The 19938-nt window shown below is 70.0% G+C and carries 14 protein-coding genes; 4 read left to right on the top strand and 10 right to left on the bottom strand.

What is annotated here, in order from left to right; translation table 11 throughout:
• Positions 1-4 precede the first annotated feature (4 nt).
• Positions 5-589, top strand: coding sequence for a two-component system response regulator (locus OC490_RS13995; protein WP_262058218.1), 585 nt, complete (start codon positions 5-7; stop codon positions 587-589).
• Between the two features lie 27 nt (positions 590-616).
• On the opposite strand, the gene OC490_RS13990 is transcribed toward OC490_RS13995, so the two are convergent.
• The gene (locus tag OC490_RS13990; protein WP_262058217.1) at positions 617-2500 is read right to left on the bottom strand and encodes an AMP-dependent synthetase/ligase; all 1884 of its coding nucleotides are present in this window, start codon (positions 2498-2500) and stop codon (positions 617-619) included.
• A gap of 228 nt (positions 2501-2728) precedes the next feature.
• A complete protein-coding gene (gene lepA / locus OC490_RS13985; RefSeq protein ID WP_262058216.1) occupies positions 2729-4603 on the bottom strand; it encodes a translation elongation factor 4 in 1875 nt (624 codons plus the stop codon).
• A 276-nt stretch (positions 4604-4879) separates the two neighbouring features.
• Here lepA and rpsT point away from each other — a divergent pair, with 276 nt between their 5' ends.
• Positions 4880-5146 carry a 30S ribosomal protein S20 gene (gene rpsT / locus OC490_RS13980; protein ID WP_099499233.1) on the top strand — a complete coding sequence of 89 codons (267 nt, stop codon included), beginning with the start codon at positions 4880-4882 and terminating at the stop codon, positions 5144-5146.
• A gap of 216 nt (positions 5147-5362) precedes the next feature.
• On the opposite strand, the gene holA is transcribed toward rpsT, so the two are convergent.
• The 8 genes from holA to leuS form a co-directional block, all read right to left on the bottom strand.
• Positions 5363-6352 carry a DNA polymerase III subunit delta gene (gene holA, locus OC490_RS13975; protein WP_262058215.1) on the bottom strand — a complete coding sequence of 330 codons (990 nt, stop codon included), beginning with the start codon at positions 6350-6352 and terminating at the stop codon, positions 5363-5365.
• 134 nt (positions 6353-6486) lie between these two features.
• The gene (locus tag OC490_RS13970) at positions 6487-6732 is read right to left on the bottom strand and encodes a hypothetical protein (protein WP_262058214.1); all 246 of its coding nucleotides are present in this window, start codon (positions 6730-6732) and stop codon (positions 6487-6489) included.
• Positions 6733-6780: 48 nt separating this feature from the next.
• A complete protein-coding gene (locus tag OC490_RS13965; protein WP_262058213.1) occupies positions 6781-7617 on the bottom strand; it encodes an arylamine N-acetyltransferase family protein in 837 nt (278 codons plus the stop codon).
• Between the two features lie 114 nt (positions 7618-7731).
• On the bottom strand, positions 7732-10359 hold the full coding sequence (locus OC490_RS13960) for a ComEC/Rec2 family competence protein (protein WP_262058212.1): 2628 nt from the start codon (positions 10357-10359) through the stop codon (positions 7732-7734).
• Positions 10356-11513, bottom strand: a complete 1158-nt coding sequence (locus OC490_RS13955) for a ComEA family DNA-binding protein (protein WP_262058211.1) — start codon at positions 11511-11513, stop codon at positions 10356-10358. Before OC490_RS13955 ends, OC490_RS13960 begins: the two co-directional genes overlap by 4 nt.
• Before the next feature lie 141 nt (positions 11514-11654).
• Positions 11655-12500 carry a DegV family protein gene (locus OC490_RS13950; RefSeq protein WP_262058210.1) on the bottom strand — a complete coding sequence of 282 codons (846 nt, stop codon included), beginning with the start codon at positions 12498-12500 and terminating at the stop codon, positions 11655-11657.
• Between the two features lie 108 nt (positions 12501-12608).
• Complete coding sequence (locus tag OC490_RS13945) at positions 12609-13340, bottom strand: hypothetical protein (protein ID WP_262058209.1); 732 nt, start codon at positions 13338-13340, stop codon at positions 12609-12611.
• Positions 13341-13503: 163 nt separating this feature from the next.
• On the bottom strand, positions 13504-16383 hold the full coding sequence (gene leuS, locus OC490_RS13940) for a leucine--tRNA ligase (RefSeq protein ID WP_262058208.1): 2880 nt from the start codon (positions 16381-16383) through the stop codon (positions 13504-13506).
• Between the two features lie 430 nt (positions 16384-16813).
• On the opposite strand from leuS, the gene OC490_RS13935 reads away from it, so the two are divergent.
• Complete coding sequence (locus OC490_RS13935; RefSeq protein ID WP_262058207.1) at positions 16814-18151, top strand: cytochrome b/b6 domain-containing protein; 1338 nt, start codon at positions 16814-16816, stop codon at positions 18149-18151.
• A complete protein-coding gene (locus tag OC490_RS13930) occupies positions 18148-19761 on the top strand; it encodes an NADH-quinone oxidoreductase subunit NuoF family protein (RefSeq protein WP_262058206.1) in 1614 nt (537 codons plus the stop codon). Before OC490_RS13935 ends, OC490_RS13930 begins: the two co-directional genes overlap by 4 nt.
• Positions 19762-19938: the final 177 nt, after the last annotated feature.

Here is a 19938-nt window from a genome sequence, read left to right as displayed (position 1 = left end):
CATCATGAGCGCTGAGGCAACGACCGACGAAAGTGCCGGCATCCTCCTGGTCGACGACATGGAGGACAACCTGATCGCGCTGGAGGCCGTCCTGGGGTCCCTCAACGAGCCACTGGTACGCGCCCGTTCGGGCGAGGAGGCGATGAAGGCACTGCTGCGGCAGCGCTTCGCCGTCGTCCTGCTGGACATCCGCATGCCGGGCATGGACGGGTTCGAGACCGCGGCCAACATCAAACGGCTCGACCAGACCAAGGACGTCCCGATCATCTTTCTGACCGGCTCGGACTCGGACGCGGGATATGCGTTCCGGGGGTATGCCACGGGTGCGGCCGACTACTTGACCAAGCCGTTCGATCCGTGGGTGCTGCGGGCGAAGGTGACCGTCTTTCTCGAACTGCACCGGAAGAACCAGCTGTTGGAGCGGATGCTCGCCCGAGAGCAGGGCCAGTTCGAGGAACTGGCGTCGCGACTCAAGGAGATCGAGGCGCGGGTGGCTGCCAGCACGGTGGACGAAGTGCGCGAACTGGGCAACCAGGTAAGACAGATGGAGCAGCTGGTACAGAACATGCGCCGGGGGCACGGCCGTTAGGACCGTGCCCCCGGTGACAACAAGCCGCTAGGCCTCCCGCGAACCCGCGTACATCTCGTCGATCAGGTGCTTGTACTCGCGTTCCACCACCGGGCGCTTGAGCTTGAGGCTCGGGGTGATCTCGCCGTGTTCCACGTCGAGGTCGCGCGGGAGGAGACGGAACTTCTTGATGGTCTGCCAGCGCTGGAGGCCCTCGTTGAGCTCCTTGACGTAGCCCTCGACCAGGGCGACCGTCCCGGGGGCGGCGACGACCTCGGCGTAGGACTTGCCTTCGAGGCCGTTCTCCTTCGCCCAGTCCAGGATGGACGGTTCGTCGAGGGCGATGAGCGCGGTGCAGAAGTTACGGTCGGCGCCGTGCACCAGGATGTTGGAGACGTACGGGCACACGGCCTTGAACTGGCCCTCGACCTCGCTGGGCGCGATGTACTTGCCGCCGGACGTCTTGATGAGGTCCTTCTTGCGGTCGGTGATGCGCAGATAGCCGTCCGGGGACAGCTCGCCGATGTCACCGGTGTGGAACCAGCCGTCCGGCTCCAGGACTTCGGCGGTCTTCTCGGGCAGCCCGTGGTAGCCCTCCATGATGCCGGGGCCGCGCAGCAGGATCTCGCCGTCGTCCGCGATGCGCACCTCCGTGCCGGGCAGCGGCTTGCCGACCGTGCCGGTGCGGTACGCCTCGCCGGGGTTGACGAAGGAGGCCGCGGAGGACTCGGTCAGGCCGTAGCCCTCCAGGATGTGGATGCCGGCGCCGGCGAAGAAGTAGCCGATCTCGGGCGAGAGCGCGGCGCTGCCCGACACACAGGCGCGCAGCTTGCCGCCGAAGGCCTCGCGGATCTTCGCGTAGACCAGCGCGTCGGCCACCTTGTGCTTGGCGGCGAGACCGAAGGGCGCGGTGGCCGAACCGGTGCGGCGGAAGTTGTCCTGGGTGACCTTGGCGTACTCGCGGGCGACCTCCGCCGCCCACTGGAAGATCTTGTACTTGGCGGCGCCGCCGGCCCGCGCCTTGGCCGCGACCCCGTTGTAGACCTTCTCGAAGATGCGCGGAACGGCCGCCATGTACGTCGGCTGCACGATCGGCAGATGCTCGATGATCTTGTCGGGCCGGCCGTCCACCGCGGTGACGTGCCCGATCTCGATATGGCCGGACGTGAGCACCTTGCCGAAGACGTGCGCCAGCGGCAGCCACAGGTACTGCACGTCCTCGGGGCCCAGCAGCCCCGTCGCGGCGATGGCCTTCGCCAGGTAGGACCAGTTGTCGTGCGGGAGACGGACGCCCTTGGGGCGGCCGGTGGTGCCGGAGGTGTAGATGATCGTCGCGAGCTGGTCCTTGGTGATGCCCGCGATCCGCTCCTTGATCAGATCCGGGTTCTTCTCCAGGTACGCGGCACCGCGCTGCTCCAGCTCGGCCAGGCTCAGCACCCAGTCGCCGGTCTCCGCGGTGTCGACGCCGGTCGGGTCGATGACCACGACATGCGTCAGCTCGGGCAGCTCGGCACGCTTCTCCACCGCCTTGGCGAGCTGCGTCGCGTCCTCGGCGATCAGGACCTTGCTCCCGGAGTCGGCGAGGATGAAGGTCGACTCGTCGGCGTTCGTCTGCGGATACACCGTGGTCGTGGCGGCGCCGGCGCACATGATGCCCAGGTCGGCGAGGATCCACTCGATCCGGGTGGCGGAGGCGAGCGCGACGCGCTGCTCGGGCTGTACGCCCAGTTCGATCAGACCGGCCGCGATCGCGAACACCCGCTCGGCGGCCTGCGCCCAGCTCAGCGACTTCCAGTCGTCGGGGCCCTCGCCGGAGGCCGCGGGCACCGGGTGACGGTAGGCCTCGGTGTCCGGCGTGGCCGCGACGCGCTCCAGGAAGAGGCCCGCGACGGACGGCGGACGGTTCTCGATCAGGGTCTGTGTGTCGCTCACGACATCCTCCGGGGGCCCGCGACGGTGCGGCTGGCTCAGTGCTACGGCTGTTGTTTAACTCGCGAGTAACCATCGAGCAGTGATCAGAGTAAGGCGCGACCGGCCGGTGCGTAAGGGGCGGCGGACTGTCGCTTCCTACAGAGCCAGAACGCGGGGCCCGCCGCGCCACAGCACGACGGGCCCCGAAGTTCGCCTCGGTTTGCTCCGGAATCCCGGTGTACGGGGCCGCTACTTCTTGCCCTTGGCGCCGGGACCGCTGTCGTCGCTGGACAGCACCGCGATGAACGCCTCCTGGGGAACCTCCACGGAACCCACCATCTTCATCCGCTTCTTGCCCTCCTTCTGCTTCTCCAGCAGCTTCCGCTTACGCGAGATGTCACCGCCGTAGCACTTGGCGAGGACGTCCTTGCGGATGGCGCGGATCGTCTCGCGGGCGATGACCCGGGAGCCGACGGCGGCCTGGATGGGCACCTCGAAGGCCTGCCGCGGGATCAGCTCCCGCAGCTTGGCGACCAGCCGCACGCCGTACGAGTACGCCGCGTCCTTGTGCGTGATCGCCGAGAAGGCGTCCACCTTGTCGCCGTGCAGCAGGATGTCGACCTTGACCAGACTGGAGGACACCTCGCCGGTGGGCTCGTAGTCCAGCGAGGCATAGCCGCGGGTCTTGGACTTCAGCTGGTCGAAGAAGTCGAAGACGATCTCCGCGAGGGGGAGCGTGTACCGGATCTCGACGCGGTCCTCGGAGAGGTAGTCCATGCCGAGCAGGGTGCCGCGCCGGGTCTGGCACAGCTCCATGATCGAACCGATGAACTCCGACGGCGCGAGGATCGTCGCGCGCACGACGGGCTCGTAGACTTTGTCGATCTTCCCCTCGGGGAACTCGCTCGGGTTGGTGACGACGTGCTCGCTGCCGTCCTCCATCTCGACGCGGTACACCACGTTCGGCGCGGTCGCGATGAGGTCGAGCCCGAACTCGCGCTCCAGCCGCTCCCGGATCACGTCCAGGTGCAGCAGCCCCAGGAAGCCGACCCGGAAACCGAAGCCCAGCGCCGCCGAGGTCTCCGGCTCGTACACCAGCGCGGCGTCGTTGAGCTGGAGCTTGTCGAGGGCGTCGCGCAGCTCCGGGTAGTCGGACCCGTCCAGCGGATACAGCCCGGAGAAGACCATGGGCTTGGGGTCCTTGTAACCGCCGAGCGCCTCGGTCGCCCCCTTGTGCAGGGTGGTGATGGTGTCACCGACCTTGGACTGCCGGACGTCCTTCACACCCGTGATCAGATAGCCGACCTCGCCGACCCCGAGCCCGTCCGCGCCGAGCATCTCCGGCGAGTTCGTCCCGATCTCCAGCAGCTCGTGCGTGGCGTTCGTGGACATCATCCGGATCTTCTCGCGCTTGGTGAGCTGCCCGTCGATGACTCGGATGTACGTCACGACACCGCGGTAGGAGTCGTAGACCGAGTCGAAGATCATGGCGCGGGCCGGCGCGTCCGCGTTCCCGACCGGCGCCGGGACCTCCTTGACGACCTTGTTGAGCAGTACGTCGACACCGAGCCCGGTCTTCGCGGAGACCCTGAGAACGTCCTCGGGGTCACAGCCGACCAGGTTCGCCAGCTCCTCCGCGAATTTCTCGGGCTGCGCGGCCGGCAGGTCGATCTTGTTCAGTACGGGGATGATCGTGAGGTCGTTCTCCATCGCCAGGTAGAGGTTGGCGAGGGTCTGGGCCTCGATGCCCTGGGCGGCGTCCACCAGCAGCACGGTGCCCTCGCAGGCGGCGAGCGACCGCGAGACCTCGTACGTGAAGTCGACGTGTCCCGGGGTGTCGATCATGTTGAGGATGTGAGTACTGCCCTTGTCGGCCCCGTCGGTGGGGGCCCACGGCAGACGCACCGCCTGGGACTTGATCGTGATGCCGCGCTCGCGCTCGATGTCCATGCGGTCGAGGTACTGAGCACGCATCTGCCGCTGGTCGACCACTCCGGTCAGCTGGAGCATCCGGTCGGCCAACGTGGACTTGCCGTGGTCGATGTGCGCGATGATGCAGAAATTGCGGATCAGCGCCGGGTCGGTACGGCTCGGCTCGGGCACATGGCTGGGGATCGCGGGCACGCAGGGTCCTGATTCTTGAGGCGTCCGCAGTGTCTGCGGTCTCGGGTCGGATCGATACGTAGGCTCCATGGTCCCACGCGCGGGAGGTGCGGTCCGGTTTGGGCCGGTGCGAGACGGTAACGGATCGGGCCGTGGTAGCCGGTTTGGGTGGGTCGGTGGGCTGCTGGTAGCCTGGGTCGCTGTGTCTCCTGCGCTCTCAGCACGAGGCACACCCCAAGAAAAATCATCGGCCCGGGACCCGTGCGGCCCCGTGCCAGAACCTGCAAAGGCTCATTCGTGGCGAACATCAAGTCCCAGATCAAGCGGATCAAGACCAACGAGAAGGCTCGGCTGCGCAACAAGGCCGTCAAGTCCTCCCTGAAGACCGCGATCCGCAAGGCCCGCGAGGCCGCTGCCGCGGGTGACGTCGAGAAGGCCACCGAGTACCAGCGCGCTGCCGCGCGTCAGCTCGACAAGGCCGTCTCGAAGGGCGTCATCCACAAGAACCAGGCCGCCAACAAGAAGTCGGCGCTTGCTTCCAAGGTCACCTCGCTCAAGGGCTGATCCTCCGCACTTGCCTCGGCCCGCGCTCGCGCGGACCGGACCAGTAGCAATCCGCCGTGAGGACAACGTCGAGCCCTCTACCTCGATTCACGGACAGTCATCGTGGTCGCCACGCCACGTACAGTGCCCCCGGACCCACTTCGGGGGCATTGCTGTGTCCCCAGGTCGGCGCTTTCGGGGACCTGTCGCTTCCCGGGGGCGAACAGAGTCTCGGCCTCAGCCCTGTGCCCGGCCCCGAGCGGCCCGGGCGATCGTGACGACCGCCTTCTCCAACGCGTACTCCGGATCGTCCCCACCGCCCTTCACTCCCGCGTCCGCCTCGGCCACCGCCCGCAGCGCGACGGAGACCGCGTCCGGTGTCCAGCCCCGCATCTGCTGCCGCACCCGGTCGATCTTCCACGGCGGCATCCCCAGCTCACGCGCCAGATCCGCCGGCCGCCCGCCACGCGCGGACGACAGCTTCCCGATCGCCCGCACCCCCTGCGCCAACGCGCTGGTGATCAGCACCGGCGCCACCCCGGTGGACAGCGACCACCGCAGCGCCTCCAGCGCCTCCGCCGCCCGTCCCTCCACGGCCCGGTCCGCGACCGTGAAGCTCGACGCCTCGGCCCGGCCGGTGTAGTACCGCCCGACGACCGCCTCGTCGATGGTGCCCTCGACGTCGGCGACCAACTGGGAGACGGCGGACGCCAGCTCCCGCAGATCGCTGCCGATGGAGTCGACGAGCGCCTGGCAGGCCTCCGGGGTGGCCGATCTCCCGGTCGCCCGGAACTCGCTCCGCACGAAGGCCAGCCGGTCCGCCGGCTTCGTCATCTTGGGACAGGCCACCTCCCGCGCGCCCGCCTTGCGCGCGGCATCGAGCAGCGCTTTGCCCTTGACCCCACCCGCGTGCAACAGCACCAGGGTGATCTCCTCGGCGGGCGCCCCGAGATACCCCTTCACGTCCTTGATCGTGTCCGCGGACAGATCCTGCGCGTTGCGTACGACCACGACCTTGCGCTCCGCGAAGAGCGAGGGGCTGGTCAACTCGGCGAGGGTGCCGGGCTGCAGCTGGTCCGAGGTCAGGTCACGTACGTCCGTGTCGGCGTCGGCGGCCCTGGCGGCGGCCACCACCTCCTGCACGGCACGGTCGAGCAGGAGGTCCTCCTGGCCCACGGCAAGCGTCACCGGGGCGAGAGGGTCGTCATTCGCAGTCTTCTTGGCCATCCTGTAAAGCATCGCACGCGGCACTGACAACGGGGGCGGGTGCGGGAGAGGGCGGGTGCCGGTGGGAGCCATAGAGCGGGTTGGGTGTCGGCTCTGTCGGCCCGTGCGTGGGCTCGTGCGTGGGCTCGTGACTGTTACGGCTCCTCGCGCCAGCCGTCCCACTCTCCCGCGAACGCGTCCAGCTCAACGGGGTCGAGCCGTCCGTGCTCGTCCCGCAGCACAAGCAGCCACTGCGCGTCCTCGGCGTCGTCCTCGCCGGCCAGCGCGTCCCGCACCAATTGCGGTTCCTCGTCGAGGGCGAACCGCTCCCCGAGCGCCTCCGCCGCCTCCTCTGCCGTGTCACGGTCGGGCAGCACCAGCACATGTCTCACATCACTCACGGAGACATCTTCCGGTACGGCCGCGGGCTCGCGCGCACACCCCCACGGCTACGCGGGTGTGCGCACCGTGGGCACCTCCCCCAGTTCGATCCCGAACCGCTCCCGGTACACCGCCAACACCTCCTCGTCCGTGGCCAGTTCACGCACGTCCCGGGTCCCGTCCGCCGCCGTCACCGTCAGGCCGCGACCGCTGAGCGTGATCCTCCCTCCGTCGTCCGTGAGCCGCGAGCAGACCAGCGACTGCGTGAAGTGCGACGCCGGTGACGTGGTCTGCCACCACGCCGCGGCCACGAAGTCACCGAGCACCCGGGGCCGCGTCTCCAACTGGTACTCGGGCTTGCCGTTCCGGAGGACGTCCAGGTCCGTCAGGCCCGCGAGGCCTTGCCGATCTGGCAGGTCTGGCAAGTCCCCGGGGTTCGCGGACTCGGCGATCCTGAACTCGCCGCCGGGGTCCGCCTGTTCACCCCGTTCCCCGAAGGCCAGGGGGTAGTGGCTGTGCGTCCCGAACCCCACGTCGGCCAGCCACACGCTCCCTTCCACCGTCCGCACCCGCAGCGCGAGATGGTCGTACGGGATTCCCAGGCTCCCGCCGTCCCCGTACACCCGCGCCGACAGCAGCGTGACGTCGAATCCCAGCGCGGCGAGCAACGCGCCGAACAGTCCGTTCAGTTCGTAGCAGAACCCGCCCCTGCCCGCGCCCACGATCTTGTCCAGCAGCCGCTTCTCCTCCAGCACGATCTCCTCTCCCAGATGAATCGACAGATTCTCGAAGGGCACGGTCTGCAGATGACGCAGATGCAGTTCGCGCAGAACATCGACGGTGGGCAGCGCCGGGCGCGGGACTCCCAGCCGACGGAGGTAGGCATCAACCTGTGCGGGATTCATGCCACCAGTCTCATACCAACCGCAGCTCAGCGCCTATGCCGCCGGGCTCTCGCCGGGGAGGCCCCCTCCCCCCTCCCCCCTCCCTCCCCTCCCCTCCCCGCCACCCCGACTCCCTCAGTCCCGTGTCACCCGCAGCCCGGCCCCCGCGCCTTCCACCGCCAGGGCCCCGTCCAGGTCCGTCCGTAGGACCACCGCGCCCGTCGCGCGCAGCGCCGCGACCGTGCTGGGGGCCGGGTGGCCATAGGGGTTGTCCTCACCGCAGGAGATCAGCGCCAGTCGTGGGGCAACTCTGCGTATCAGGTCCAAGTCCTGGTAGGCGGAACCATGGTGGGCGACCTTGAGGACGTCCACGCCTCCCAGCAGTGCCGCCGCCGGTGACCTCAACAGCTCCTGCTGGGCCGGGGGTTCGAGGTCCCCGAGCAGTAGTAGGCGCAACCCGGCCGTCCGGACGAGCAGCGTGACACTCGCGTCGTTCGGGCCGTCCTGGTCCGGTACCGGTTCCGGTGGCGGCCACAGCACCTGCCAGGAGAGCGGACCGGCGCGTCGCTGTTCCCCGGCGACGGCACGGGTGATCGGGATGTGCCGTTCCGCTGCCGCTCTCCGCACGAACTCGGCCTGGTCCGCCGGCTCTTCGAAGGACGTCGTCTCGATCGCGCCCACCGAGCGGCCCCGCAGGACCCCGGGCAGTCCGGCGACATGGTCGGCGTGAAAGTGAGTGAGGACGACCAGCGGAATCCTGGTGATGCCGAGCGTGCGCAGACACTGGTCGACCAGCTTCGGATCGGGTCCGGCGTCCACGACCACGCCGGCGCCCTTGCCCGCCGCGAGCACCGTCGCGTCACCCTGCCCGACGTCGCACATCGCGAACCGCCAGCCCGGCGGCGGCCATCCCGTGATCACCCGGGTGAGTGGCGCCGGCTCGACCACGACCAGCAGGAGCAGCAACCCGCAGACACCGCACAGCCACGGATGCTTCAGCAGCCGTCGGCCGACCAGCGCGAGAACCGCGACGGCGACAGCGAGCAGCAGCGCCCCCGTCCAACTGCCCGGCCAGTCCACTCCCCCACCGGGCAGCGCCGCACCGGTCCGGGCCACGTCCGCGATCCACCCGGCGGGCCAACTCGCGCCCCACGCGAGGACCTTGGCCACCGGCATCACCACCGGTGCCGTCGCCAGCGCCGCGAAGCCCAGCACCGTGGCCGGTGCGACGGCGACCTCCGCGAGCAGGTTGCACGGCACCGCCACCAGACTGACCCGCGCCGACAGCACGGCCACGACCGGCGCGCACAGTGCCTGCGCGGCGGCAGCGGCGGCCAACGCCTCGGCCAACCGCGGGGGAACCCGGTGCCGCCGCAGCGTCTCGCACCAGCGTGGTGCCAGCGTGAGCAGGGCTCCGGTGGCCAGCACGGAGAGCAGGAAGCCGTAACTGCGGGACAGCCACGGGTCGTACAGCACCAGGAGCAGTACGGCCGTCGCCAGCGCCGGGATCAGTGATCTGCGGCGTCCGGTCGCCAGGGCGAGCAGTGCGACGGCACCGCAGGCCGCGGCCCGCAGCACGCTCGGGTCGGGCCGGCACACGACGACGAACCCGAGTGTGAGTACCCCGCCGAGCAACGCGGTCGCCCGGAGGGAGATCCCCAGTCGCGGTGCCAGACCTCGGCGTTCGACGAGCTGGGCAAGACCGGGCGGTCCGATGAGGAGGGCGAGCAGGATGGTCAGGTTGCTTCCGGAGACGGCGAGGGTGTGCGCGAGGTCCGTCTCCCTGAAAGCCTCGTCCAGCTCGGGTGTGATGCGTGCGGTGTCGCCGACGACCAGTCCCGGCAGCAGCGCCCGCGCGTCCGCCGGCAAGCCGTCCGTGGCCTCACGCAGTCCGGCCCGCAACCGCCCCGCGAACCGCTGGGCTCCGGACGGCTTCCCCACCACTTCCGGCACCGGCTGGTTCCGTACGCGCAGCACGGCCGCGACCCGGTCCCCGCCGGTCAGGGAAGGTGCCAGCCGCGCGGTCACCCTCACCCGCGTGGACGGCAGCAGCCCCAGCCAGGGCGAATGCTCCGGGCCACCACTGGATCCCCGGGCGCGGCCGTCCACGGCCCCGGCAGCACCCCCAACTCCCCTGACCCGCCCAGCGGACGAGCCCGGATCGATGATCAGCAGCACTGGCGCCCGTGTCTCCACGACCGTCCCGTCCGTTTCCTCCACCCGCCGTACCTCGGCCCCGATCAGCACGGAGACCGGAGCCGCGTGGTCCCCGCTGATCCGGGGCCGGGTCAACCGTGGATCGGAACCGAGCTCCACCTCCGCGGTCACGGACGCGTACTTCCGCGCCAGCTCGGGCACCGGCCCACGGCGCAGATCCGATCCGTGCAGCCCGGCGGAGGCGGCGGCTGCCGCGATGGAGAGGAGCAGGGCGGCGATCGAGGCACGGGGCCAGGAGGAGAAAGCACGGCTGCCGCCCACCCCGCCCCGCCGTCGCGCCAGCAGAAGCACAAGCGCCACCACCAGGGCGGCGACCGCGACACCGGTGACCCAGGCTGGTGACGCGTCCAGCGCCAGCGCGGCTGTCGCCCAGGCGGCGAGCGCGGGCGGTACGAGCCGTAGGTCTGTCGGGCCTTCCTGGTGGGGGTGCGCGGCACCCCGCCGGTTCCCGGACGAGGTATGCACGGCACGGCGGGACGAGGTGTCGTGCTGCGGTGTGGGGCGTGGAGTCCCAGCCTCGCGCGAGTCGTCGTGGACGTGGGTCATGGCCGTACCAGATCCCGCAGGTCGGCGAAGCGGCGGTCGCCGATGCCGTTGACCTGGCGCAGTTCGTCCACCGAGCGGAAACCGCCGTGCTGGGTGCGGTAGTCGATGATGTGCTGGGCCAGCACGGGGCCCACCCCCGGCAGGGTGTTGAGCTGGTCCGCGGTGGCCGTGTTGAGGGAGACCGGGGCGCCTGGGGCAGCCGCCACGCCGGTGCCCGTTGAACCCGTCACACCAGGCACCGCGGCGGGTGTCGGCCCCCCGACGACGACCTGTTCCCCGTCCACAAGGAACCGAGCGAGGTTGAGCCCCTCGGTGTTCGTGCCCGAACGCACTCCACCCGCCGCGCGCAGCGCATCCGTCACCCGCGAACCGGCCGGAAGCCGATGAACCCCGGGCTCACGGACCTTGCCGCTGACATCCACGACGATCTCGGCGCCGGCCGCACTCGATACGCCCCGCGCTCCGGCCGAGGTATGCGACTCGGCCCCTTTGCCCGTGCTGCCGCCCCCTTCATCGCCCTCTGTCCCGTAAGGAGCCGCCGCCCGCACCACTTCCGGGGCCCGCACGGGTTGGGTCCGGCCCACCCAGAAGTGCTGCACCGCGAAGGCCGCGGCCACCACGAACAGCAGACCGAGCGCGACCACGCTCCGCCGTTCCAGCCCGCACCGCGTCTGCACCCACACCGGCATCCGCTCCCGCAGCGCCGACCCGGCCCGCTCGCGCCAGATCCCTACCTCACGGCCGCCCCTGGCAACGGCCTCCTCAACGTCTCTGCCGTCTCCGGTATCTCCGGTATCTCCGACCCTTGCGGGCCCCTCAGGCCCCGCGTGCCTCGCGATCCCCGCGGACCCTCCGACGTACGAGACGTCAGACGTCGGCCCAACCCCCGCCGGCACTCCCACCCGGACCGTCGCCCGGGCTGCCACCCCCGCCCCCCGCTCCTCCCTCGGCGGTCCGTTCCCCAACTCCCTTCGCTTCCCGGCGCGTTCGGCGAAGAGGATGTCCGCGCGTCGCCGGAGTTCGTCCGCCGAAGCCTGGCGGTGTGCCCGGCCCCGGGTCGGTGTGCGGCGGTGGCGGGTGCGGCCGTCAGAGGACGGGGCGCGGCCCGGGCCGCTGGTCGCGGTCGCTGTGTGTGAGCGTGATCGAAGTGTCATGCGCCGAGGATCGGGCATCTCGCCACTTCGCGATGATCTTGGTCAATTCCCGGGGACGGCCGCCCAGTTGTGGATAACTCCGTCACCCGCACGAGTTACCGACCGGCCCCGACGCATACCCGCGCATGCCGCAGGCAGCCGTCACCGCGGCGAAACCACAACCCCCAACAACCCGGGCCCGGTGTGCGCCCCGATCACCGCGCCGACCTCGCTCACATGCAGGTCGGCCAGTCCGGGCACCCGTACCCGAAGCCGCTCCGCGAGGGCCTCCGCGCGCTCGGGTGCGGAGAGATGGTGGACAGCGATGTCGACCTGTGCGCTGCCCGCCCGGTCGGCCACGATCTCCTCAAGGCGGGCAATCGCCTTCGATGCCGTCCGGACCTTCTCCAGGAGTTCGATGCGCCCGCCCTCCAGCTGGAGCAGCGGCTTCACGGCGAGCGCGGAGCCCAACAGGGCCTGGGCCGCGCCGATACGGCCGCCCCGGCGCAGATAGTCGAGGGTGTCGACATAGAAGTAGGCGGAGGTGCCCGCGGCCCGTTTCTCCGCGGCGGTGACCGCCTCGTCGACCGTGCCGCCCGCCTCCGCCGTCTCGGCCGCGGCGAGCGCGCAGAAGCCGAGCGCCATCGCGATCATGCCGGTGTCCACGACCCTCACCGGCACCGGTGCCTCGCGGGCCGCGAGGACGGCCGCGTCGTAGGTGCCCGAGAGTTCGGCGGAGAGGTGGAGGGAGACGATGCCGGTGGCGCCGGACTCGGCGACCCTGCGGTAGGTCTCGGCGAAGAGCTGGGGGCTGGGCCGCGAGGTGGTGACCGGGCGCCGCTTCTGCAGGGCCAGGGCCAGGGAGCGGGTGGAGATCTCGGTGCCCTCTTCGAGTGCCCGGTCGCCGAGGACCACGGTCAGCGGCACTGCTGTGATGTCGTGGCGCTCCATCGTCAGCGGCGGCAGGTAGGCCGTTGAATCGGTGACGATCGCGACATGGCGGGACATGAGCTGGAGGTTACCTGCCGTAGCGGCCGGGCGGCAGCCCGACCCCTTTCACCTGGGCCGGAACCGGCCGGATCACACCGTGCCGCAGGCTCGCGCCGTGCCGCCCGGTCAAGTCGTGCTCTCGGGGCGGGGTTTCTTCTGCCAGGGGTAGCTGGGACGCCGGGTCGGCGGGGTGATGGCGGAGGGGGCGGGCTGCTCGGCGGCGGGGCGGGAGCGCGGGGTCTCCGGCCATGTCTGCTGGGCCGTGGCGGCGTCGGCGGCCGGGGCGTCGGGCCACGGGGGTGGCGTGTGCTCCGACTTCGTCCAGTGCCGCAGGGCTCCTGCCTCCACGTCTATCTGGGCGCTCAGCGCGTCGAGGTCGTCCTCCGCGAAGCGGCCGGCGCGGTCGCGGGCGGCCCAGCGCAGTGAGTCGGCGGATTTCGTGATGCGCTCGGTGCGCTCGCGCAGGGCGGGCAGCCGCTCGGCGAGCATTCTGCGGTCCGGCTCGGACTCCAGGCGTTTGAGTTCGCCGTCGAGTTCACGGCCGTGTGCGCTGAGCCGCTCGAAGAGGCCGAGGGACTCCTTGAGCGACTCGTCCTCGGTCACACCTGCGTGCAGCGCGTCCTGCGTCGCACGCATCGATGTGCGCAGCGCGAGCCGCAGTTGGGCCACCTGTCCCTGCGGGCCGGGCTGGGCGAGGGACTTGGCGCGCAGGGTGTGGTCCTCGACCGAGCGCCGGGCCTGCGCGACCGTACGGTCGACGCCTCGCTTGGCGGCTCCGACCGCCTTGACCGCCGCATAGCCGCCTGCGACCACGAACAGCAGGAAGAGAAGGGCGAAGACTGCGATCACGGCTTCCAACGCTCCTCCACCGGCTTCGGGCGGCACACGCCGCGCCGCTCTTCAACGGTAAACGCAACGGGCAGGTCCGGAGTTCCAAACGAACCCCGAACCTGCCCGTAGGGGACTACCCCGAGGCGCTCATCGCGGTCTCGTCAAAGGACCGCGATGGAGCACCGAAGGACTACGCCGGAACGATGTTGACCAGCTTCGGCGCCCGCACGATGACCTTGCGGATGCCCGCGCCCTCCAGCGCGGCGACGACCTTCTCGTCGGCCAGCGCGACCTTCTCCAGCTCGGCGTCGGAGATCGTCGGGGGGACCTCCAGGCGTGCCTTGACCTTGCCCTTGATCTGCACGACGCAGGTCACGCTCTCGTCCACGACGTACGCCGGGTCGGCGACCGGGAAGTCCTGGTGGACCACCGTGTCGGTGCGGCCCAGCTTGCGCCACAGTTCCTCGGCGACGTGCGGGGCCAGCGGCGCGATCAGCAGGACCAGTGACTCGGCGACGGAGCGCGGCACCGCCCCGCCCGCCTTGGTCAGCTGGTTGTTCAGCTCGGTGATCTTCGCGATGGCCGTGTTGAAGCGCAGCCCCTGCAGGTCCTGGCGCACCCCGTCGATCGCCTTGTGCAGGGCACGCAGCGTGTCCTCGTCGGGCTCGGTGTCGACGACCGTGACCTCGCCGGTCGTCTCGTCGACGACGTTGCGCCACAGCCGCTGCAGCAGCCGGTACTGGCCCACCACCGCGCGCGTGTCCCACGGCCGGGACACGTCCAGGGGGCCCATGGCCATCTCGTACAGGCGCAGGGTGTCGGCGCCGTACTCGTCGCAGATCTCGTCCGGAGTGACCGCGTTCTTCAGGGACTTGCCCATCTTGCCCAGCAGCCGGGAGACCTTCTCGCCCTGGTGGTAGTAGGCGCCGTCGCGCTCCTCGACCTCGGCGGCCGGCACCGGGAAGCCCCGGCCGTCCCGGTAGACGTAGGCCTGGATCATGCCCTGGTTGAACAGCTTGTGGAACGGCTCCGGGGACGAGATGTGCCCCAGGTCGAACAGCACCTTGGACCAGAAGCGGGCGTACAGCAGGTGCAGTACGGCGTGCTCGGCGCCGCCGACGTACAGGTCGACGCCGCCGTGCGGCATGCCCGCGCGGGGGCCCATCCAGTACTGCTCGATGGCGGGGTCGACCAGCTTCTGGTCGTTGTGCGGGTCCAGGTAGCGCAGTTCGTACCAGCAGGAACCGGCCCAGTTGGGCATGGTGTTGGTCTCGCGGCGGTACTTCTGGGGGCCGCGGCCGTCGCCCAGGTCCAGGGTGACGGCGACCCAGTCCTCGTTGCGGGACAGGGGCGTCTCCGGGGACGTGTTGGCGTCGTCCGGGTCGAAGGTGCGCGGCGAGTAGTCCTCGACCTCCGGCAGCTCCAGGGGCAGCATCGACTCGGGCAGCGAGTGGGCGACGCCGTCCTCGTCGTAGACGATCGGGAAGGGCTCGCCCCAGTAGCGCTGGCGGCTGAACAGCCAGTCGCGCAGGCGGAAGTTGACGGTGCCCTCGCCGATGCCCTTGCGGGCCAGCCACTCGGTGATGCGGGCCTTGGCCTCGGCGACGGGCAGGCCGTCCAGGGAGATGTCGTCGTTCGAGGAGTTGATGATCTTCGCGTCGTAGGACCCGAAGGCGTTCTCCCAGGTGGACGTGTCGGTGCCGCGGCCGTCGGTGGGCTCGACGATGCAGGTGATCGGCAGCTCGAAGGCGCGCGCGAAGTCGAAGTCGCGCTGGTCGCCCGCCGGGACGGCCATGATCGCGCCGGTGCCGTAGCCCATCAGTACGTAGTCGGCGATGAAGACGGGGATGCGGTCGCCGTTGACCGGGTTGGTGGCGAACGCTCCGGTGAAGACGCCGGTCTTGTCCTTGGCCTCGGCCTGCCGCTCCACGTCGGACTTGGTGCCGGCCTGCGCGCGGTACGCGGCGACGGCCTCCACCGGGGTGGCGTGCCCCCCGGTCCACACGTCGTGGGTGCCCTCGGGCCAGGCGTCCGGGGTGAACTTGTCGACCAGCGGGTGTTCGGGCGCCAGCACCATGTAGGTCGCGCCGAACAGGGTGTCGGGGCGGGTGGTGAAGACGGTGATGTTCTCGCCGTCGACCGGGAAGTCGACGCGGGCGCCCTCGGAGCGGCCGATCCAGTTGCGCTGCTGCAGCTTGATGGCCTCGGGCCAGTCCAGCTCCTCCAGGTCGGACAGCAGCCGGTCGGCGTAGGCGGTGATGCGCATGTTCCACTGGCGCAGCTTGGCCTTGAAGACGGGGAAGTTGCCGCGCTCGGAGCGGCCGTCGGCGGTGACCTCCTCGTTGGCCAGGACGGTGCCCAGGCCGGGGCACCAGTTGACGGGCGCGTCGGAGGCGTAGGCCAGGCGGAACTCGCTCAGGACATCGGCTCGTTCGGCGGCGGTCAGGTCCGGCCACGCGCGCGTGTGGCCCGGTACGGCGCGCTCACCGGACTCGAACTGGGCGATCAGCTCGGCGATCGGGCGGGCCTTGTCGGCCTCGTCGTCGTACCAGGAGTTGAAGATCTGCAGGAAGATCCACTGGGTCCACTTGTAGTACTCCGGGTCGATCGTGGCGAACGATCGGCGCTTGTCGTGACCCAGGCCCAGCGCACGCAGCTGGACCTTCATGTTCTCGATGTTGGCCTCGGTGGACACGCGCGGATGCGTGCCGGTCTGCACGGCGTACTGCTCGGCCGGCAGACCGAAGGCGTCGAAGCCCAGGGTGTGCAGCACGTTGTGACCGGTCATCCGCTGGAACCGGGCGAACACATCGGTGGCGATGTAGCCCAGGGGATGGCCGACGTGCAGGCCCGCACCCGAGGGGTACGGGAACATGTCCATGATGAACTTTTTGGGGCGGGCGGCCAGTTCGGGGTCGCCGGCCAGGTCACCGCTCGGGTTCGGGGCCTCGTAGGTGCCCTCGGCGTCCCAGAAGTCCTGCCAGCGTGCCTCGATGTCCGCGGCCATGGCGGCCGTGTAGCGGTGCGGCGCGACCACCTCGGCGGCGGCAGCGGGGTTCGTCTCGCTCATGATCCTCAAAGCTCCATCGATCGTCTCTGCCAGCGGCTGCGTCGTTCGGGCTGTGACATTCACCAAACGAAAAATCCCCTCGCACAGGAGGGGACGCCGCGCCGATTCCGACCTCACCGCTCACCGGTGGTCGGGACTGATCAGCGCGGCTCGCTAAGCAGAAGGCGTACGGCACGCATGGCATGAGGGTACCGCAGCGCTTGAGCACAACGCGACGCGCTTCCGTATCACCCTTGGCACCCTGTCCACAGCGGCGTGGACTGACCCCAGTTCAAGGATTACCTTCGCGTACCACCCACTACGGGACATCGCAGCAAGCGCATTGTCGTTTGATAACAACGCAATAACTCAAACCTCGTACCCACCGGTATGGAGCCACTTAGAGTTCGGCAGCGGGACCGCTTTCCCGATACTGCTCGGAGTTGCCCCCATGAACCCTCGTCGTAGTACCAGTTCGCTCCCCAAGCCGGGCCGTTCGGCCTATGGCGTGGTGAGCCTCGTCGTCCTGCTCTCCATACCCGTGTTCGTGCTGCTCGGAGGCAGCCAGGTACAGGACTTCCTCAACTTCGGTGCGGGCGTTCTCTCGCTCGTGTCGCTCACCTGCTCGGTCATCTGGGGACTCGTCGCCCAGGACCGGGTCGTCCTCAACATCCGCCAGCGGATCGTGGCCCAGGGCATCCACCGGGTGACCGCCGTCGGCTCCATCGCGTTCCTCGTGATTCACATCACGGTCAAACTGGCGCTCGACCACACCGTCCTGATCGCCGCGCTGATCCCGTTCAGCCTCGGTGTGAAGGGCAGTGCCGGGCTCATCGGCCTCGGCTCCCTGGCCGGCCTGCTCATGATCTTCGTGGGCATCACCGGCGCCCTGCGCAACCAGTTCGCGTCGCCGGCGCCGGTGGCCGCCCGCTGGCGCGCGATGCACATGCTGGCCTACCCGGCCTGGTGCGCGGCGCTGGTCCACGGCCTGTTCGCGGGCCGCGCGGCGAAGCCGTTCTTCATGATCTCGTACGAGCTGTGCCTGGTCGGGGTCGCCGCGGCCCTCGCCCTACGCTCGGCGCCCCGCCCGTTCAAGCGCAAGTTCGCCGACAAGATCGCCATGCTCCTGGGCAACGAGGAGCGGCCGGGTCTCGACGAACTCGACGCGAGCCGGGGCCGCGTGGCCGAGTCCGCGCTGCCGGGCTTCGAGAGCCGGCGTCCGGCCGAGGGCCGACGCGCCGCGCAGCAGCCCTCGTTCACCGAGACCGGATCGATGCCTCGCGTGGACCCGGCCGCCGCGCAGTACGAGACGAGGTCCATGACCCCGGTTGCCGACACGAACGGCTTCGCGGCCGCCTACCGCACCGCCACGCCGGAGTCCACCGGCCAGATGCCGTACGTCACCGACCAGGCCTCGCGCATGAACGTGCCCATGGACATGCAGAACACCCAGGCGGTCCCGCGCGCGGACAACGGCGGCAGCACCTCCGGAAGCTGGCCGATCCCGTCGCCGCCGCCGGTCGGCGAGGCTCCGCCTTCGGCCTACGACCCGCTCCAGGACACGGGCTACAACATCCCGACATACAACAACAATGCGGGCACTGGCGGATACGGCGAGGGATACGTCTACCCCACCGGTGAGTCGAACGGCACCTCCGGTACGTACAACCCTGGTGACACGTACAACAGCGGTCCCGCCACCGATCAAACGCCCAACGCTTCGTACGACTTCGACGCGCAGGGCGGCTCGGGCGAACCTTGGAACACGCCTTCCGGAGGCTATAGGTGAACGAGGCCCTGCCCGACGTCCCAGAAGTCCGCGTCGTCGGGCTTCCTCAGCTCACATCGGGCTTCGACCTTGTCGAGAGACTTGACCTGCCCATGCACCTCAAGGTGCACGGGCCGCTCGAACCGATGGGCGGGGAGCAGCTCGCGAAGCTCTCCGAGGCCATCAACCTGAAGGGCCGCGGCGGCGCGGGCTTCCCCTTCCACAAGAAGCTGCGTTCGGTCGCCGAGGCGGCGATCAAACGCGGTGTACGACCGGTCGTCGTCGTCAACGGCAGTGAGGACGAACCGGCCTGCCGCAAGGACACGGTGCTCATCAACCGTGCCCCGCACCTCATCCTGGACGGCGCCCTGCTGGTCGCCGAGGCCCTGGGTGCCCGCACGCTCGTGGTGGGGGTCACCCGTGAGTCGACGCAGCGCTCCATGGAGCAGGCGCTCGCCGAGCGCGGCCTGAGCAACACCCGCCGCTCGGCACTGAAGGCGTTCGTCCAGCGCAACCCGGTCCGCATGGTCACCGGTGCCGCCGCGTCGCTGATCCGCTCGATCGACGGCGGCCCGGCGATCCCGCCCGGCCGCAAGGTCAGCGCCTCCCAGAACGGCGTCGGCGGCGCCCCGACCCTGCTCTCGAACGCCGAGACGTTCGCCCAACTCGCCATCGCCGCCCGCATCGGCCCCGAGCGCTACGGCAACACCGGCCTCTACGACGAGCCCGGCACCGTCATGCTCACGGTCTCCGGGGCGGTCGCTCGCCCCATGGTGCTGGAGGTCCCCACAGGTGTGCCGCTGCGCTACGTCCTGCAGCTGGCCGGCGCCCCGCCGGTCCCCCAGGGGGTGCTGACGGGCGGTTACCACGGCAAGTGGATCGACGCGGCGACGGTCAACGAGGCGATCGTCTCCCGCAACTCCCTGGACGCGGTGGGCGGTGCGCTCGGCGCCGGCGCCATCATGCCGATCACCCAGGAGACCTGCCCCCTGGGTGAGTCGCTTCGTGTGGCCCAGTGGCTGGCCGACGAGAGCGCGGGACAGTGCGGTCCCTGCTACCTCGGTCTGCCCGCCGCCGCGCGCGGCATGGAGGACATCCTCAACGGCGGCGGCCCGGCCGCCCTGGAGGCGCTGAAGCAGGTCGCCAAGGCCGTGAAGCGGCGCGGTGCGTGCTCGCACCCGGACGGCTCGGCGATGTTCCTGGAATCGACCATCAAGGCGTTCACGGACGACCTCGCCGCCCACGTCCTCGGAAACGGCTGCGGAAGGCCTGTGGAGGGCGTTCTGCCGCTCTTCGAGGGCGGCCAGCTCCCCGCGGGCATCACGAGCGGGGCGGAGGCCGAGGACAACGGTCCCAGCCGTCAGAAGATCTACGTCGACTGGACGCTGTGCCGGGGCCACGGTCTGTGCGCGGACATCCTCCCGGAGGTCTTCGAACTCGGCGCCGACGGCTTCCCCACCGTCGCGCAGGCCCAGGTGCCGCGTTACGCGGAGGCGAAGGCGCTCCGCGCGGTGCGCCGCTGCCCGGCGCTTGCCCTGCGCCTGGAGGAGGAGACGGCCCGGGACAAGGGCCCGTCCCGCAACCTGCCGGTCCTCTCCCAGGGCCGCGGCCGGCGAGCACTGGGCCGCTGAGCTCACGGACGGCGGGCCGCCCTCTTCTCAAGAAGGGGTGGCCCGCCGCTCCATGGCCTGCGCCAACTCCCCCTGGACACACCGAAGGCGGGTCATCCTGTGGGATGACCCGCCTTCGACTTCTGTGGAGCTAAGGAGAATTGAACTCCTGACCTCCTGCATGCCATGCAGGCGCTC

Origin of the sequence: Streptomyces sp. STR69, from assembly GCF_024519455.1 — a bacterium.
Classification (GTDB): domain Bacteria; phylum Actinomycetota; class Actinomycetes; order Streptomycetales; family Streptomycetaceae; genus Streptomyces.
Note: the sequence above shows the minus strand (reverse complement) of the source record. Positions and strands in the feature narration are given on the sequence as shown.

Excerpts from the sequence above, each read along its gene's own strand:
- OC490_RS13935 (WP_262058207.1), top strand. The coding sequence starts at position 16,814 with ATGAACCCTCGTCGTAGTACCAGTTCGCTCCCCAAGCCGGGCCGTTCG.
- OC490_RS13955 (WP_262058211.1), bottom strand. The coding sequence starts at position 11,513 with ATGACACTTCGATCACGCTCACACACAGCGACCGCGACCAGCGGCCCG.
- OC490_RS13960 (WP_262058212.1), bottom strand. The coding sequence starts at position 10,359 with ATGACCCACGTCCACGACGACTCGCGCGAGGCTGGGACTCCACGCCCC.
- OC490_RS13950 (WP_262058210.1), bottom strand. The coding sequence starts at position 12,500 with ATGTCCCGCCATGTCGCGATCGTCACCGATTCAACGGCCTACCTGCCG.
- OC490_RS13995 (WP_262058218.1), top strand. The coding sequence starts at position 5 with ATGAGCGCTGAGGCAACGACCGACGAAAGTGCCGGCATCCTCCTGGTC.
- OC490_RS13965 (WP_262058213.1), bottom strand. The coding sequence starts at position 7,617 with ATGAATCCCGCACAGGTTGATGCCTACCTCCGTCGGCTGGGAGTCCCG.
- leuS (WP_262058208.1), bottom strand. The coding sequence starts at position 16,383 with ATGAGCGAGACGAACCCCGCTGCCGCCGCCGAGGTGGTCGCGCCGCAC.
- holA (WP_262058215.1), bottom strand. The coding sequence starts at position 6,352 with ATGGCCAAGAAGACTGCGAATGACGACCCTCTCGCCCCGGTGACGCTT.